Below are 14580 nucleotides of genomic sequence, written 5' to 3'. Positions count from 1 at the left end.
TCCCCTCCACCCCTCTCCCCACACCCCCCCCTCCCCCCCTCCCTCCCCCCCCCCCCCCCCCCCCCCCCCCCCCCCCCCCCCCCCCACGACCGCCAGCCACGACCACGCACAAGAACCGCACACCGGCCGTAGGAGGACCACAGGACGACCGCGACCCTACGGATACAGAACCTCAGGCCGCTCCGGCGTACAGCACCCGCTCCAACTCCCCGTACGTCACCCCGTGATCGGCGAGCACCTCCGAGACCACGCCGGGCCGGACCGTGAGCGCCAGGAGCATGTGGTGTCCCCCGATGGTCCTGTCGCGGCGCGCGGTCGCGATCCGCAGGGACTTCGCGAGGACCTCCTTGGCGTCCCGCGTGAAGGGCAGGCGGCCGAGCCGGGCCTTCCAGCCCTTCCGAGCGGCCCTGCCGCCATCACCCCGTTCACCCTCACCGCCACCCTTACCGCCACCGCCACCCTCACCGTCACCGCTCCCGTCGGCCTCCGGCCCGCCCGCCCCGTCGGCCAACACCCCGACCCCGTGCGCCTCCTCGACCCGGGCGACGATCTCCTCGACGTCGATGCCGAGGCCCGCAAGCGCTTCCGTGTCGGCCTGCGAGAGGCCGCCCCTGCGCCGCGCACCGGCCAGCGCCCGTTCGATGGACGCGCGCCGGTCCGCGGCCCCCAGGGCCGTCAGGGCGAACGAGGCGCGGGTCCCGGCGCCTTGGTCGAGCTGGGCGAGCAGGGCCAGGAGCAGGTGCCCGTCGTCGACCGAGGCGGCACCCGCCCGCTCCGCCTGCTCGACCGCGCCCACGACCACGGCGCGGGACTCCGAGGTGAACCGCTCGAACATCACTGCCTCCCGTACTTCTTGTGCACGGCCTGCCTGCTGACACCGAGCTCGGCGGCGATCTCCTGCCACGACCAGCCCTGCCGGCGCGCACTGCGCACCTGCACGGCCTCCAGCCGCTCGACCAGCTTGCGCAGAGCGGTGACGGCCCGCAGACCGACCCGTGGGTCGCTGTCACCCGCACGCTCGGCGAGATCCGTTGCTTCGGTCATGCGCGTCAACTTACGTTGACACGAGTCGAGTGTCAACCATGGTTGACACGCAGGGTAGGCAGGACAGGGAGGGTGGAGAGGGGAGGGAGGGAGAGGCGGCTCAGACCTCCAGGACGATCTTGCCGAACTGCTCGCCGGACGCCAGGCGCTCGAAGCCCTCGCGGGCCCGGTCCAGGGGCAGGATCTCGTCGACCACCGGCCGCACGCCCGTCGCGGCACAGAAGGCCAGCAGGTCCTCCAGCTCGTCCTTGGTGCCCATGGTCGAGCCGACGACCTTCAGCTCCAGGAAGAAGATCCGGGTGAGCTCGGCGTGCGAGGGGCGGTCGCCGCTGGTCGCGCCAGAGATGACCAGCGTCCCGCCCGGCTTCAGCGACTTGACCGAGTGCGACCAGGTCGCCGCGCCCACCGTCTCGATGACGGCGTCCACCCGCTGCGGCAGCCGCGCGCCGGCCTCGACCGCCTCCACGGCGCCCAGTTCGAGTGCCCGCTTCCGCTTGGCCTCGTCCCGGCTCGTCGCGAAGACCCGGAGGCCCGCCGCCTTGCCCAGCACGATCGCGGCCGTGGCGACACCGCCGCCCGCGCCCTGCACCAGGACCGAATCCCCGGGGCGCACCCCGGCGTTGGTGAACAGCATGCGGTACGCGGTCAGCCACGCGGTCGGCAGGCAGGCCGCCTCCGCGAAGGAGAGCTCCTTCGGCTTGGGAAGCACGTTCCAGGTGGGGACGGCGACGCGTTCGGCGAAGGTGCCCTGGTACTTCTCGGTGAGAATGGAGCGGCCTTCGTGGGGCCCGACGCCGTGCCCGCTCTGCCCGATGACGGAGTGGAGCACCACCTCGTTCCCGTCCTCGTCGGTCCCTGCGGCGTCGCAGCCGAGGATCATCGGCAGTTTGTCCTCGGCCAGGCCGACCCCGCGCAGCGACCACAGGTCGTGGTGGTTGAGGGAGGCGGCCCTGACGTTCACGGTCGACCAGCCGGGGCGCGCCTCGGGGGCGGGCCGCTCCCCCAACTCGAGGCCGTCGAGCGGCTGGTCACGGTCGATACGGGCAGCGTAGGCAGCGAACATGAGGCGACCCTAGGCGGCAGGCGTGCGGTGACGGAACCACGTACGGCTGTGACACGCGCCGCTGCCGGACCGGCTGGGTACGCAACCCCGGTACGCAACCCGGGTACGCGCCGGCACGCATCCCCGGCGAGCCCGGCCGACGCACCTGCGGCACGCACCCCCGCACGCACCGCGCCCCCTGCCGCACGCTCGTGCGGCAGGGGGCGTGTCGGTTCGCGGGGCCGGCGTCAGCGCCGGGCCACGCCCTCCGCCCGGGCGGCGGCGGCGACCGCGGCCGTCACGGCCGGGGCGACCCGCTCGTCGAACGGCGACGGGATGACGTAGTCCGCGGAGAGCTCGTCGCCGACGACGGCCGCGAGGGCCTCGGCGGCGGCGATCTTCATGCTCTCGGTGATGCGGGAGGCCCGCACCTGGAGGGCGCCCGCGAAGATGCCCGGGAACGCCAGCACGTTGTTGATCTGGTTCGGGTAGTCCGAACGGCCCGTCGCCACCACGGCCGCGTACTTGTGCGCGACGTCCGGGTGGACCTCGGGGTTCGGGTTGGCCATGGCGAACACGAAGGAGTTCGGCGCCATGGACGCGACGGCCGGCTCGGGGACGGTGCCGCCCGAGACGCCGATGAAGACGTCGGCGCCGTCGAGTGCCGCCTCCAGCGAACCGCTGATGCCGGCCTTGTTGGTCAGCTCGGCGAGCTCGCGCTTGACCGGGGTGAGGTCATCCCGGTCACGGCTGACGATGCCCTTGCGGTCCGCGACCGCCACGTCGCCGAGTCCCGCCTCCAGGAGGAACTTGGCGATGGCGACGCCCGCCGCACCGGCGCCGGAGATGACGGCGCGCAGCTCGCCGAGCGTGCGCCCGGTCAGCCTCGCGGCGTTGCGCAGCGCGGCCAGCGTGACGACGGCCGTGCCGTGCTGGTCGTCGTGGAAGACGGGGATGTCGAGGCGCTCCTGGAGCTTGCGCTCGATCTCGAAGCACCGCGGCGCCGAGATGTCCTCCAGGTTCACGCCGCCGAACGACGGCGCGAGGCGCACGACGGTGTCGACGATCTCGTCGGCGTCGGTCGTGGCGAGCGCGATCGGCACCGCGTCCACGCCGCCGAACTGCTTGAACAGGATGGCCTTGCCCTCCATCACGGGGAGGGAGGCCTCGGCTCCGATGTCGCCGAGACCGAGCACGGCGGTCCCGTCGGTCACCACGGCGACGACATTCGACTTCCACGTGTAGTCGTGGACGAGCTCCGGCTTCTCGGCGATCGCGCTGCACACTTTCGCGACGCCGGGTGTGTAAGCCAGGGACAGGTCGTCCTTGTCGCGGACCGGCACGGTGGCCTGCACGGCCATCTTGCCGCCGCGGTGCAGCGCAAACGCCGGATCGAAGGGCTCGTCAGCACCTTCGTGATCCGTACTGCTGTCGCTGCGAGGATTGACGATCTCCGCTGCCACTTGTTTGACCCCTTAAGTCTTATTCATCAGTTGAGGGTGTCCACTCCCGGTTGAGAAGTGGGCGGGCACCGCGTCCGTTCCCCGCCTGTCGGCGGAGGGAGGTACGGACACGCGGGCGCGCCGCACACGCGCCCTGGGCCCCGGATGAGGGGTGTAGCCAACCTTTGTACCCGAAGGCGGCGGGCACGGGCGAGTGACATTGGTTGCAGCATGCTCCGCAGACGTCCCTCGAGGCCGGGACGAGTGTCACTGGGCCGGACGGGACACGGCCTCCGCGGCCTCGCCCGCCGTCCGCGGAGCCGCGCGTCCGGCGATCAAGAACGGTATGCCCGCTTTTCCCGACATGATGCCTATCGCTCGGGAAAGGGTCGCCCACGCGCGCACCAAACCGTCAATGTCCGAATTCTCCGAATAGCACATGCCGACAGTCCGCATGGCGAGATTCACCGGATATCCATCGGTTAACGATGTTTCGCTCCTGCCCCCTTACGCCCTTGCTGTACCGGGGTGGTGCGATTCGCTGCTCGCCCGTTATCCGATTTTGACATCTTCGGCACCCAGAATCGGACGGTCCGAATGGCAAGATGCCGTCATCACACGAGGTCGCGACACCCGAAGGTGTGTGCCCGACCCATCGGCAACTCCCTCATCCGCCGGAGGACCCACCATGACCGCCAGCTCCCTTTGTCGTAAGACCGCAGCCAAGTCCGCAAAGTCCCGGATTGCGGCGGTCGGCACGATCGCGGTCGTCGGCACGCTGCTGCTTTCCGGCTGCGGCGACCAGACCAACGACAAGGAGAGCAACTCGGTCAGCGACGCGCCGCTCGCCGACAAGCTCCCCAAGGACATCCGCGACAAGGGCGTCATCAAGGTCGGGTCCGACATCGCCTACCCGCCGGTGGAGTTCAAGGACAAGTCCGGCAACACCGTCGGCATCGACCCCGACCTCGGCGAGGCGCTCGGCAAGCAGCTCGGGGTGGACTTCGAGTTCGAGAACGGCACCTTCGACACGCTCCTCGGCGGCCTGCGCTCCAAGCGCTACCAGGTCGCGATGTCGGCCATGACCGACACCAAGAACCGCCAGGAGGGCGTCGACGAGGACACGGGCAAGAAGGTCGGCACCGGCGTCGACTTCGTCGACTACTTCACGGCGGGCGTCTCGATCTACACCAAGAAGGGCGACACCCAGGGCATCAAGGCCTGGTCCGACCTCTGCGGCAAGAAGATCGTCGTCCAGCGCGGCACCGTCTCGCACGACCTGGCCAAGGCCGAGTCGAAGAAGTGCAAGGGCGGCAAGAAGATCGCGATCGAGCAGTACGACAACGACCAGCAGGCCCAGGCCCGACTGCGCTCCGGCGGCGCCGACGCGGGTTCGTCCGACTTCCCCGTGGCCGCGTACGCGGTGAAGACCTCGGGCGGCGGCAAGGACTTCGAGCTGGTCGGCGAGCAGGTCGAGGCGGCCCCGTACGGCATCGCGGTCTCCAAGAAGAACCCCGAGCTGCGGGACGCCATCAAGGCCGCGCTCGACGCGATCATCAAGAACGGCGACTACGAAAAGATCATCAAGAAGTGGGGCGTCGGGGACGGTGCGGTCAAGGAAGCCGTGGTCAACGGCGGCAAGTGACCCCCTCCCCCTCCCTCCCAGTCGCTGAAAGGCCACTTCCGTGACCCCCGACATCTCCAAGAAGGGCCCGGCGGACGACGTCCCGGCGGCCCGTCCGGCGGAGGCCATCAAGGCCATCCCGGTCCGGCACTTCGGGCGCTACGTCGCCGCGGTCCTCGCGATCGGCGTGCTCGCCTCGATCGTCTACGCCTTCTCGCAGGGCGACATCAACTGGGGTGCGATCCCCGACAACTTCTTCGACGACCGCATCCTCAGGGGCGTCCGCGAGACGCTGATCCTCACCTTCCTCTCGATGCTCATCGGCGTCGTCGGCGGTGTGCTGCTCTCGATCATGCGGCTGTCGAAGAACCCGGTCACCTCGTCGATCGCCTGGTTCTACATCTGGTTCTTCCGCGGTACGCCGGTCCTGGTCCAGCTCTTCGTCTGGTTCAACCTCGGCTTCGTCTTCGACTACGTGAACCTCGGCCCGGTCTACAAGGACGAGTGGTCGGACTTCATGACGCCGTTCCTGACGGCGCTGCTCGGCCTCGGCCTCAACGAGGCCGCGTACATGGCGGAGATCTGCCGCGCCGGCCTGCTCTCGGTCGACGAGGGCCAGACCGAGGCGTCGCACGCGCTCGGCATGAGCCACGGCAAGACGCTGCGCCGCGTGGTGCTGCCGCAGGCGATGCGCGTCGTCGTGCCGCCGACCGGCAACGAGTTCATCAACATGCTGAAGACGACGTCGCTGGTCGCGGCCGTCCAGTACTACGAACTCCTCAAGTACGCCCAGGACATCGGCACCTCGTCGGGCGCGACCGTCGAGGCCCTGCTGCTCGCCGCCTGCTGGTACCTGATCATGACGTCGATCCTCAGCGTCGGTCAGTTCTACCTGGAGCGGTACTACGCGCGCGGTTCGCTGCGCACGCTTCCGGACACCCCGTTCCAGAAGATCAAGGCCAATATGTTGTCGCTGGGCAACCGCTCGGGAGTTGGTCACTGATGACGACCGCCATGGTGAAGTCCGAGGGCGTCCACAAGGCCTTCGGCAACGTAGAGGTCCTCAAGGGCATCGACCTGGAGGTCAAGTCGGGCGAGGTGTTCTGCCTCATCGGCCCTTCGGGATCCGGCAAGTCGACGTTCCTGCGCTGCATCAACCACCTGGAGAAGATCAACGCCGGACGGCTGTACGTCGACGGCGACCTGGTGGGCTACCGGCAGAAGGGGGACAAGCTGTACGAGCTCAAGGACAGCGAGGTCGCCCTCAAGCGCCGGGACATCGGCATGGTCTTCCAGCGCTTCAACCTCTTCCCGCACATGACGTCCATCGAGAACGTCATGGAGGCGCCGGTCCAGGTCAAGGGCGTCTCCAAGGCCGAGGCCCGCGAGCGCGCCGGCCGGCTCCTGGAGCGCGTGGGCCTCGCCGACAAGGCGGGCAACTACCCCTCGCAGCTCTCCGGCGGCCAGCAGCAGCGCGTGGCGATCGCCCGCGCGCTCGCGATGGACCCGAAGCTGATGCTGTTCGACGAGCCGACCTCGGCGCTCGACCCGGAACTCGTCGGTGACGTGCTCGACGTGATGCGCGACCTCGCGGAGTCCGGCATGACGATGATCGTCGTCACGCACGAGATGGGCTTCGCCCGCGAGGTCGGCGACAGCCTCGTCTTCATGGACGAGGGCGTGGTGGTCGAGTCGGGCCACCCGCGCGACGTCCTGACGAACCCGCAGCAGGAGCGGACGCAGTCATTCCTGTCGAAGGTTCTCTAGCGGGGTTCTCCGGCTGAGTTCTCCAGCCGGGGCCTCCCACTGGGGCCTGTGGCGCTCGGCGCCGCCGAGAGGGGCGGTACGGATCCTGGATCCGTACCGCCCCTCTCGGCATGCCCGGCTCGCGGCCCGGTGTCTACTTGAGGCCGAGCACCAGGGAGTCCGACGGGGACGACCAGACCGGGCGGGCCTCGGCGAAGCCCGCGTCGCGCAGGGTGCGGGCGTGCCACTCGGCCGAGGGCATGTCGCCGTCCGCGTGCTCGCCGTAGATCTCGAACCGCTTGGCGGTAGGCGCGGCGAGGACCGGGTCCTGGGCGGCGAGCTGCCACCACTCCTTCCAGTCCAGGACGCCTTCGGCCTTGGCGCGGTCCATGTGGCGGTGGCGGTGGGCGCTCTCGGCGGCGTTCAGGCGCGGGGTGGCGGGGTCGGGCATGTGGTCGGCGTTCATGAAGACGCCGCCGTCCCTGACGAGCCCGGCGACCTGCCCGTAGAGGGTGGCGAGCGGCTCGGAGTAGAGCCAGTGCAGCGCGGTCGCGGTGAGCACGGCGTCGTACGAGTCGTACGGCAGGGCCGCGGCCCAGTCGGGGTCCTTCAGGTCCGCGGTGACGAACGTGACCCGCTCGTCGCCGGCGAAGGTGCCCTCGGCGATGGTGAGCAGCGCGGGGTCCAGGTCGACGCCGACGCTGGTGGCGTCCGGGAACCTCTTGAGCAGCCGGTCCGTAATACTTCCTGTACCGCACGCCAGATCGAGGACGCGCGGCGCGGGTCCGACCACGGCCTCGACCATGTCGAGCATGATCCGGAACCGCTCCTCGCGGTCGGGCAGGTACCACTGCTGCTGCCGGTCCCAGCTGTCCTGCCAGACGCGCCAGTCGGTGCCGAGCCCGGTCCCGGTCCCCGTTTCCGTCATCAGAACCCCTCCACTACGTAATACCCTGGTACCGCAATCGGCCATTACCGGCCGACGAGATGACCATAGCCCGCCCCCGTAAGGACTACAAGTGGAACTGGCCCATTACTCAGACTTCGCCGTACGCCTGGTCAACAGCGAGGAGCCGGGCCGCGGCAAGGACACGCTGACCTCCGTCGAGGCGATCACGGAGCTGTTCGGGCCGAGCACGCAGATGGCCCGCCGCGCCACGGACGCCGACGTGACCCGCTTCCGGTCCGTACGGGCGCGGCTCAGGGCGGTGTTCGAGGCGGCGGACGGCGGCGACGAGACGCTCGCCGTCGACCTGCTGAACTCGTTGCTCCTGGAGTTCCCGGTGAGCCCGCAGGTCTCGGGCCACGACCACCGGGACGAGGACGGCCGCCCGCTGTGGCACATGCACCTGGCGGATCACTCCTCGAACGCCACGACGGGGTACGCCGCGATCGCCGCGATGGGCCTGGCCTTCCACCTCACCGAGCACGGCGTGGAACGTTTCGGCCTGTGCGAGGCCGCACCGTGCCGCAACGCCTACCTCGACACGTCGACCAACCGCTCCCGGCGCTACTGCTCGGACCGCTGCGCGACCCGCGCCAACGTCGCCGCCTACCGCGCCCGCAAGCGCCAGGAGACGGAGCGTTCGGCGAGCACCGGCCGTACGGCACCCGCCGCCCAGCGCGCCAGCGCGAACGGCGAACGGAGCCCCGGCGTCGGCGGGCGGTAGCGGAACCGCACCTTGCCGAGGACGAGTTCCGCGGGCACGACGCCGTAGTCCGTGCTGTCCCCGCCCGCGAACGCGTTGTCGCCGCGCACCCACCAGCCGCCCTCACGGCGCTCCTTGGCCCGCTTGACGACCAACAGGTCCTGCTGGAAGGGGTGGCGCAGGATCACCACGTCACCCGGGCGCACCCGGGCCCCCCACCGCACGAGCAGCCGGTCCCCGTGGTGCAGCGTCGGCACCATCGAGGGGCCGGTCACCTCGGCGGCACCCCACGGCACCACGGCCCTTCCGGGCTCGCTCTCCTGCGACAGCTCCGGCATCACCGGCACCTCCCCGGTCCTATCCTCCACGAGTCCCAGTCTGACCCTGGACTTTTGTCCTAAGCCCATGGGGGCACTCGCGAAATCCCGTCTCTCACGGAGTAATGTCCCACCTGAGAAGACGATCACGAGGAGGACAGCAACATGCTTACCCGCCTGTTTGCCCCCAAGGTGAAGGTCAGCGCCCACTGCGACCTGCCCTGCGGTGTGTACGACCCGGCCCAGGCCCGCATCGAGGCGGAGTCGGTCAAGGCCGTGCAGGAGAAGATGGCCGGCAACGACGACGCGCAGTTCCAGACGCGCGCCGTGGTCATCAAGGAGCAGCGCGCCGAGCTCGCGAAGCACCACGTCTCGGTGCTGTGGAGCGACTACTTCAAGCCCCCGCACTTCGAGAAGTACCCGGAGCTGCACCAGCTGGTCAACGACACCCTGAAGGCCCTCTCGGCCGCCAAGGGTTCGGCCGACCCGGCCACGGGCCAGAAGGCGCTGGACTACATCGCCCAGATCGACAAGATCTTCTGGGAGACCAAGAAGGCCTGATCCACCGCTTCACGAGCGTGGATCCGTCTGACCGGCGTGCGGTGCACCCCCGCGGGTCAGCCGGCTTCTCGAAGGGCCCGGCCGAGTGATCGGCCGGGCCCTTCGGCGTGCCCCGTCCGGTGCGCCCGGTCTGGTGCGCCGGTCTGGTGCGCCCGCCGGGGCCGGGCCAGGCCCAGGTCGTACGCGAGGATCGTCGCCTGGACGCGGTCGCGCAGCCCCAGCTTGCCCAGCACCGCGTTGACGTGGGACTTCACGGTGCCGGTCGTGACGCCGAGGGCGTCGGCGATCTCCGCGTTCGTGTGACCGGCCGCCACCAGCGTCAGGACCTCGCGCTCGCGGGGTGTGAGGGCGTCGAGGAGTGCGGGGTCCGGGGCGGGGTCCGTACCGGCGAAGGCGTCGATCAGGCGGCGCGTGACGGTGGGGGCGAGCATGGCTTCGCCCGAGGCCACGATGCGGATGCCGGTGAGGAGTTCCTCGGGGTGCGCGTCCTTCAGGAGGAAACCGGAGGCGCCCGCGCGCAGGGCGTCGTGGACGTAGGCGTCCTGGTCGAAGGTGGTCAGGACCAGCACCCGCGGCACCGGCCCCGCACCGGCCGGACCGGCGGCACCCGCACCAGCTCCCGCACCCCCCGTCAGCAGGCGCGTCGCCGTCAGGCCGTCCATGCCCGGCATGCGGATGTCCATCAGGACGACGTCCGGAACGAGTTCGGAGGCCAGCTGCACCGCGTGGGCCCCGTCCACCGCCTCGGCCACCACCTGGAGGTCCGGCTCCGCGTCGACGATCGCCGCGAATCCGGCGCGGACCACGGCCTGGTCGTCGACGACCATCACCCGGACGGGCGTGCTTCCGCGGTCACCGGGGGCGGGGGCGAGGCCGGGGTCGGCGCCAGGGCCGCTCGCTCCGGCGCCGGACGCGTGCTCGGTACTGATGGGGGTGTCTCCTTCAGGCTCCCGGCCGGACTCCGGGCCGAGGTCGGGGTCGGGGTCGGGGTCGGTGCCGGGATCGACGTCGGGGGCGACGTCAGGGTCGGGGTCGGTGCCGGGGGCGACGTCAGGGTCGGTGCCGGGGGCTCGGGCAGCCCGTTCTGCCGCCGGTCCGGCTCGCGTACGGTACCGGGGCCCGTCACCTCTCTCAGCGCGGCCAGCAGGTCCCGCATCGCCGACAGGCCCGCCCGCGCCTCGTCCGCGACCCCGCGCAGGTCGCCCGCCTCGGCCCGGAGGACCACCGCGTCGGCGTGCCGCAGGACCTGGCCGCGCAGCTCCGCCGCGATCCGGCCGCGCTCCTGGTGCGCCTCGGCGACCGCCGCCCACACCGTCGCCGTGAGCGCGTGGCCCTCCCACGCCCTGATCCGCTCGCGCCGCGTCCGCACCCCCGCGCCGAGGCCCCAGAGCGCCGCCATCGGCAGCAGGAACACCGCGCAGAGCACGGCCGCGAGGAAGAGGAGGAGTCCGGGGCCGCCGTCGCCCTTCAGGTCCGGCATGCCGTCGGCCGACGCGACGGCGAGCGAGGACAGGCACAGTCCTGCCGCCGCCGCGCCCATCACGGGCCAGGTGAGGCGGGGCGGCCCCGCGAACGCCGCCACCGCGAACACGGCCACGCACTCGGCGAGGCCGCCCGCCCCCGCAAGGGACAGCGCGACGGCCGGTGTCAGCAGTCCGAAGGCGAGGCCGAGCGGTGCGAGCCAGGCCGTGGCGAGGACCGCGCAGAGCACCGCCCAGGGCGCCGCGCGCCGCCACAGGAGCGGGAGCGCGTGGGCGACGGCGGGGCCCAGGGCCCGGGCGGTCGCGGCGGGTTCCTCGACGAGGACCACGAAGAGCGGGAGCGTGGCGACGGCCAGCGTGACCGCGCCGTCGGACAGGTCGAGGCCGCGCAGGGCGCGATGGCGCGCGGCACGGGCGGGCAGGATCCCGGTGGCGCGCGGCAGCCGGGCCAGTACGGACCAGCCGGGGCCATCGGACCGCGGCCCGCACTCCAACGTGCCGCCGAGCGCCGCCGCCCGCTCCCGCATCCCCGCCGTACCCCGCCCCGACCCCAACCGCTGCCGCGCCACGAGAACGCCGCCCGGCGCCACCGCGGTGCCGTCGTCCTCGGCGCGTGCCCCGTCGTCCTCGACGCTCACCTCCAGCGTGCCGTCGGGGGCCGTGGCCCGGATCCGGACGCGTACCGCCGCACCGGGGGCGTAGCGCAGGGCGTTCGTGAGGGCCTCGCGCACGACGGCGAACGCCGCCTCCGCCACCGGGCCGCCCGCCACCGGGCCGCCCGCAAGCGACGCCGCCTGCGGCGACACCTCGACGGTGGGGCGCAGGCCCAGGCGGGCGAAGCCTGCGGCCAGTTCGCCGACACGGTCCTCCAGGGGGCTCTCCTCGTCCGCCGCCGAGGTCCGCATCATCGCCACCAGGCGGTGCAGCGCCGCCAGCGTCTCGCGTCCGGTGTCGGCGGCGAAGGCCAGGGCCTGTGCGGTCAGTTCGGGCCTGCGGTCGCCGAGCCGGAGCGCGGCGTCCGCGGTGACGACGACCGAGGTGAGGTGGTGGGCGCTGACGTCGTGCAGTTCGCGGGCGAGGCGCTCGCGTTCGGTGCGGGCGGCCCGGGAGCGTTCGGCCTCCGCCCGCGCGAGCTCCCGCGCGGCGGCGCCGCGTCCGGCGAGCCAGCGGCGGCGGCTGCGGCCCAGGCCCGCGACGATCAGGAAGAGCACGCCGTTGATCGCGACATCGCCGCCGGCCTCGACGCCCGAGTCGAGCAGCACCGCCGAACGGCCCGCCTCGCACAGGACGAGGACCGACCCGACGACGGCGGCCGTCCGCCCCGGGCTGCGCACCGTCACCGAGTACAGGGCGACCAGCACGCTCAGCGAGTGCAGGAGCGTCGCGTCCTCCGGCAGCGCCACCCCGGCGACCAGGACGGCCTCGACGGTGAGCGCCGCGGCGACGGGACGGCTCCGGCGCACGCCGAGCGCCCCGGTGATCACGGCCGCCGCGGCGAACGCGGCCACGAGCTGGCCGGTGCCGACCGGGTCGGCGTCGCGCAGGGTGCGGCCCGGCCAGTAGGCCAGCTGCTGGATCGCCAGCAGCACGGGCAGCAGCCAGTTACGTATCCGCTCCATAGGGCCTCCGATGATACGGAGGGTGATCTCAAGGCCCAGGTTCCGCCTCCCGGGACCGAGGTTCCGCCTCCCGGGGGCCGGGTCGTCCCCCGCGAGCTCTATCCCTGGTTGGAGAGCGTGATCGTACGGGCGGGGGACGCCCCGGCCCCGCGCGGCCGGAATGCTGGTGGGCATGACGACCACGCCCGACCCGGACCGCTCCCCGTACGCCTACGAGGAGCCCGCCCCCGCGGAGCACGCCCCGTACGGCTGGCACGGCCGGCCCGCGCGCGCCCCGTACCCGCCGCACCCGCCGTACGAGCCGCGGTTCCCCGAGGACACGCCGCCCCTGCCCTACCACCGTCTCGCCCTGGCCACCGGCCGCCGCCAGTGGTGGCGGCCGGTGGCGGGGACCGCTCTGGTGCTGGCCGGCGCGCTGGTCACGATGATGGGCGTGCTGCTCGTCTGGGAGGTCGCGGGGGCGTTCCTGCACCGGCCCGTCGGCAAGGACGGGTTCCGCGTCTGGGGCGGCATCGGGGAGACGGGGCAGTCGCTGCTGGTCCTCGCTCTCCTCACCCCCGTGGTGTTCCTGGCCGCGCGCTGGGCGCAGCGCCGTCCCGTGGGCACCCTGTCGTCGGTGACCGGCCGGCTGCGCCGTCGCTGGCTGGGGCGGTGTCTGGTCGTCGCGCTGCCGCTGGTCGCCGTGTCGTTGGGGATCATGCTGCTGCTGCCCGGCTCGTCGGACGACGGCACGGGCAGCACAGGCGGCGCCGAGTGGGCCGGGTTGCCGGACTTCCTGCTCGGCCTCGCGATGGTGTGCGTGCTGGTGCCGTTCCAGGCCTCGGCCGAGGAGTACGTGTTCCGGGGCTGGCTCACCCAGGCCGTCGGCGCCTGGTGCCGCTCGCCATGGGTGGCGGTCCTGCCGCAGGCGTTCCTGTTCGCCTCGGCCCACGGCTGGGGCACGCCGTGGGGCTTCGCCGACCTGGTGGTGTTCGGCCTGGTGGCGGGCGTGCTGACGGTCCGTACGGGCGGCCTGGAGGCGGCGATCGGCCTGCACGTGGTCAACAACCTGCTGGCGATGGGCGTCTCGGCCGCGATCGCCGGCGCGCTGTCCTCCGACGAGACGGCGGCGGACATGGACGTGCTGTCGGTGGGCGTCGACGTGGTGATGCTGTGCGCGTACGCGGCCATCGTGCTGCGGCTGGCGGGGCGGAGCGGGATCGCTGCGGTGAGCGCGGGGGCAGGGTCCGGCTCCGAATCCGGCTCCGGCTCCGAATCCGGCTCCGGCTCCGGCTCCGGCGTGAAGGAGAGCGCGGGAGCCGGGGCGGGGGTGGCGGGCCGGTGAGCGGCGGGGCGGCGAGGGCCGGTCCGCGGCCGCGGCGCCGGGCGGCTCGACGCACGCGGTGAGCCGCCCCGCTCCGTGCGCCGCTACTTCAGCATGTGCTCACACATCGGCTTCTTCGCCTTGCCGCCGTCGTTGTCGGCGACCTGCTTGCCGTCGACCTTGATGACGCACGGGGCGGCGCTGAGCATGCCGTCGCTGCCCCGGGTCGAGCCAGGCACGACGGACACCGTGTGGCCGACCTTCAACTCCGCGCCTTCCAGAGTCACTTGGACGGTCTTCTTCCAGGGCAGGGAGACCTGTTCCATGTGGTTGGTGTCGGAGACGTACATGATCTGTGTCTTGCCGGTGCCGCCCACCTCGAAGGTCACCTCGTGGGTGCTGGTCCCGCCACCCTCCTTCGACGCGCCGCCCTGCTCGGCCGAGGCCCCGGACGAGGATCCGCCCTTCTTCCCCGCCCCCTCGCCGGAATCCTTGCCCCCGTCCGAACCACACCCCGTGAGCAGGGTGAGCGCCGCGACCAGGGCGATTCCGGTGACTGTCTTGCGCATGCTTGAACTCTCCCGTTGCGAAACTGCCGTGAGCGCGTACTAAATCATTTGCCGCGCCCGACTGCCTCCTGCTGCACTGTCGGGGAGCCGGCGAGAGTCCGGCGGAGTCGGCGAAGGAGAGAAAATGCGGCGTTCGCGCATGTCCCAAGCGAAAGGAATTCCCACTTCCCCAAAGGACATGAC

General features: G+C 71.8%; 15 protein-coding genes. 6 read left to right on the top strand and 9 right to left on the bottom strand.

Translation table 11 applies throughout. The features are described from left to right. Positions 1–172: 172 nt before the first annotated feature. The 4 genes from ACZ592_RS33055 to ACZ592_RS33040 form a co-directional block, all read right to left on the bottom strand. Positions 173–835 carry a Clp protease N-terminal domain-containing protein gene (locus tag ACZ592_RS33055; RefSeq protein ID WP_471585374.1) on the bottom strand — a complete coding sequence of 221 codons (663 nt, stop codon included), beginning with the start codon at positions 833–835 and terminating at the stop codon, positions 173–175. Continuing rightward, positions 835–1044: a helix-turn-helix domain-containing protein gene (locus ACZ592_RS33050; protein ID WP_471585373.1), complete on the bottom strand. Its 210-nt coding sequence runs from the start codon at positions 1042–1044 to the stop codon at positions 835–837. Before ACZ592_RS33050 ends, ACZ592_RS33055 begins: the two co-directional genes overlap by 1 nt. Positions 1045–1144: 100 nt before the next feature. Continuing rightward, positions 1145–2107: a zinc-binding dehydrogenase gene (locus tag ACZ592_RS33045; RefSeq protein WP_471585372.1), complete on the bottom strand. Its 963-nt coding sequence runs from the start codon at positions 2105–2107 to the stop codon at positions 1145–1147. Between the two features lie 227 nt (positions 2108–2334). Then, positions 2335–3549 (bottom strand): NAD(P)-dependent malic enzyme, encoded by a 1215-nt coding sequence (locus ACZ592_RS33040; RefSeq protein ID WP_471585371.1) that lies wholly within the window; start codon positions 3547–3549, stop codon positions 2335–2337. A 667-nt stretch (positions 3550–4216) separates the two neighbouring features. Here ACZ592_RS33040 and ACZ592_RS33035 point away from each other — a divergent pair. Genes ACZ592_RS33035 through ACZ592_RS33025 form a run of 3 tightly spaced genes read left to right on the top strand, consistent with a single transcriptional unit; the run spans position 4217 to position 6919 of the window. Further along, positions 4217–5173, top strand: coding sequence for an ABC transporter substrate-binding protein (locus ACZ592_RS33035; protein WP_471585370.1), 957 nt, complete (start codon positions 4217–4219; stop codon positions 5171–5173). A gap of 40 nt (positions 5174–5213) precedes the next feature. Then, the gene (locus tag ACZ592_RS33030) at positions 5214–6155 is read left to right on the top strand and encodes an amino acid ABC transporter permease (RefSeq protein WP_471585369.1); all 942 of its coding nucleotides are present in this window, start codon (positions 5214–5216) and stop codon (positions 6153–6155) included. Between the two features lie 11 nt (positions 6156–6166). Next, on the top strand, positions 6167–6919 hold the full coding sequence (locus tag ACZ592_RS33025; protein WP_471585522.1) for an amino acid ABC transporter ATP-binding protein: 753 nt from the start codon (positions 6167–6169) through the stop codon (positions 6917–6919). 133 nt (positions 6920–7052) lie between these two features. On the opposite strand, the gene ACZ592_RS33020 is transcribed toward ACZ592_RS33025, so the two are convergent. Continuing rightward, positions 7053–7826 carry a class I SAM-dependent methyltransferase gene (locus tag ACZ592_RS33020; protein ID WP_471585368.1) on the bottom strand — a complete coding sequence of 258 codons (774 nt, stop codon included), beginning with the start codon at positions 7824–7826 and terminating at the stop codon, positions 7053–7055. A 91-nt stretch (positions 7827–7917) separates the two neighbouring features. Between ACZ592_RS33020 and ACZ592_RS33015 the strand changes: the two genes are divergently transcribed. Then, complete coding sequence (locus ACZ592_RS33015; RefSeq protein WP_471585367.1) at positions 7918–8568, top strand: CGNR zinc finger domain-containing protein; 651 nt, start codon at positions 7918–7920, stop codon at positions 8566–8568. Here the strand turns inward: ACZ592_RS33015 and sodX are convergent. Next, entirely contained in the window at positions 8451–8885 is a 435-nt protein-coding gene (sodX, locus tag ACZ592_RS33010) for a nickel-type superoxide dismutase maturation protease (RefSeq protein ID WP_471585521.1), read from the bottom strand. The genes ACZ592_RS33015 and sodX overlap by 118 nt on opposite strands. A 144-nt stretch (positions 8886–9029) precedes the next feature. On the opposite strand from sodX, the gene sodN reads away from it, so the two are divergent. Continuing rightward, positions 9030–9425, top strand: a complete 396-nt coding sequence (gene sodN, locus ACZ592_RS33005; protein WP_471585366.1) for a superoxide dismutase, Ni — start codon at positions 9030–9032, stop codon at positions 9423–9425. A gap of 56 nt (positions 9426–9481) precedes the next feature. On the opposite strand, the gene ACZ592_RS33000 is transcribed toward sodN, so the two are convergent. Together ACZ592_RS33000 and ACZ592_RS32995 are read right to left on the bottom strand one after the other, a co-directional pair. Continuing rightward, complete coding sequence (locus ACZ592_RS33000; protein ID WP_471585365.1) at positions 9482–10252, bottom strand: response regulator; 771 nt, start codon at positions 10250–10252, stop codon at positions 9482–9484. After that, a complete protein-coding gene (locus ACZ592_RS32995; RefSeq protein WP_471585364.1) occupies positions 10252–12525 on the bottom strand; it encodes an ATP-binding protein in 2274 nt (757 codons plus the stop codon). The genes ACZ592_RS33000 and ACZ592_RS32995 overlap by 1 nt, the downstream gene beginning before the upstream one ends. Positions 12526–12697: 172 nt before the next feature. Between ACZ592_RS32995 and ACZ592_RS32990 the strand changes: the two genes are divergently transcribed. After that, positions 12698–13849 carry a lysostaphin resistance A-like protein gene (locus tag ACZ592_RS32990; RefSeq protein WP_471585363.1) on the top strand — a complete coding sequence of 384 codons (1152 nt, stop codon included), beginning with the start codon at positions 12698–12700 and terminating at the stop codon, positions 13847–13849. Between the two features lie 83 nt (positions 13850–13932). Here the strand turns inward: ACZ592_RS32990 and ACZ592_RS32985 are convergent, their stop codons facing one another. After that, complete coding sequence (locus ACZ592_RS32985) at positions 13933–14397, bottom strand: hypothetical protein (protein ID WP_471585362.1); 465 nt, start codon at positions 14395–14397, stop codon at positions 13933–13935. Positions 14398–14580 lie beyond the last annotated feature (183 nt).

Source organism: Streptomyces sp. NPDC040622 (assembly GCF_055593965.1).
The sequence above is the reverse complement of the archived record's forward strand: the minus strand, read 5'-3'. Positions and strand labels throughout refer to the sequence as shown.

Excerpts from the sequence above, each read along its gene's own strand:
- sodX (WP_471585521.1), bottom strand. The coding sequence starts at position 8,885 with ATGCCGGAGCTGTCGCAGGAGAGCGAGCCCGGAAGGGCCGTGGTGCCG.
- ACZ592_RS33055 (WP_471585374.1), bottom strand. The coding sequence starts at position 835 with ATGTTCGAGCGGTTCACCTCGGAGTCCCGCGCCGTGGTCGTGGGCGCG.
- ACZ592_RS33000 (WP_471585365.1), bottom strand. The coding sequence starts at position 10,252 with ATGGTCGTCGACGACCAGGCCGTGGTCCGCGCCGGATTCGCGGCGATC.
- ACZ592_RS33045 (WP_471585372.1), bottom strand. The coding sequence starts at position 2,107 with ATGTTCGCTGCCTACGCTGCCCGTATCGACCGTGACCAGCCGCTCGAC.
- sodN (WP_471585366.1), top strand. The coding sequence starts at position 9,030 with ATGCTTACCCGCCTGTTTGCCCCCAAGGTGAAGGTCAGCGCCCACTGC.
- ACZ592_RS32990 (WP_471585363.1), top strand. The coding sequence starts at position 12,698 with ATGACGACCACGCCCGACCCGGACCGCTCCCCGTACGCCTACGAGGAG.
- ACZ592_RS33025 (WP_471585522.1), top strand. The coding sequence starts at position 6,167 with ATGGTGAAGTCCGAGGGCGTCCACAAGGCCTTCGGCAACGTAGAGGTC.
- ACZ592_RS32985 (WP_471585362.1), bottom strand. The coding sequence starts at position 14,397 with ATGCGCAAGACAGTCACCGGAATCGCCCTGGTCGCGGCGCTCACCCTG.
- ACZ592_RS33020 (WP_471585368.1), bottom strand. The coding sequence starts at position 7,826 with ATGACGGAAACGGGGACCGGGACCGGGCTCGGCACCGACTGGCGCGTC.
- ACZ592_RS33050 (WP_471585373.1), bottom strand. The coding sequence starts at position 1,044 with ATGACCGAAGCAACGGATCTCGCCGAGCGTGCGGGTGACAGCGACCCA.
- ACZ592_RS33035 (WP_471585370.1), top strand. The coding sequence starts at position 4,217 with ATGACCGCCAGCTCCCTTTGTCGTAAGACCGCAGCCAAGTCCGCAAAG.
- ACZ592_RS32995 (WP_471585364.1), bottom strand. The coding sequence starts at position 12,525 with ATGGAGCGGATACGTAACTGGCTGCTGCCCGTGCTGCTGGCGATCCAG.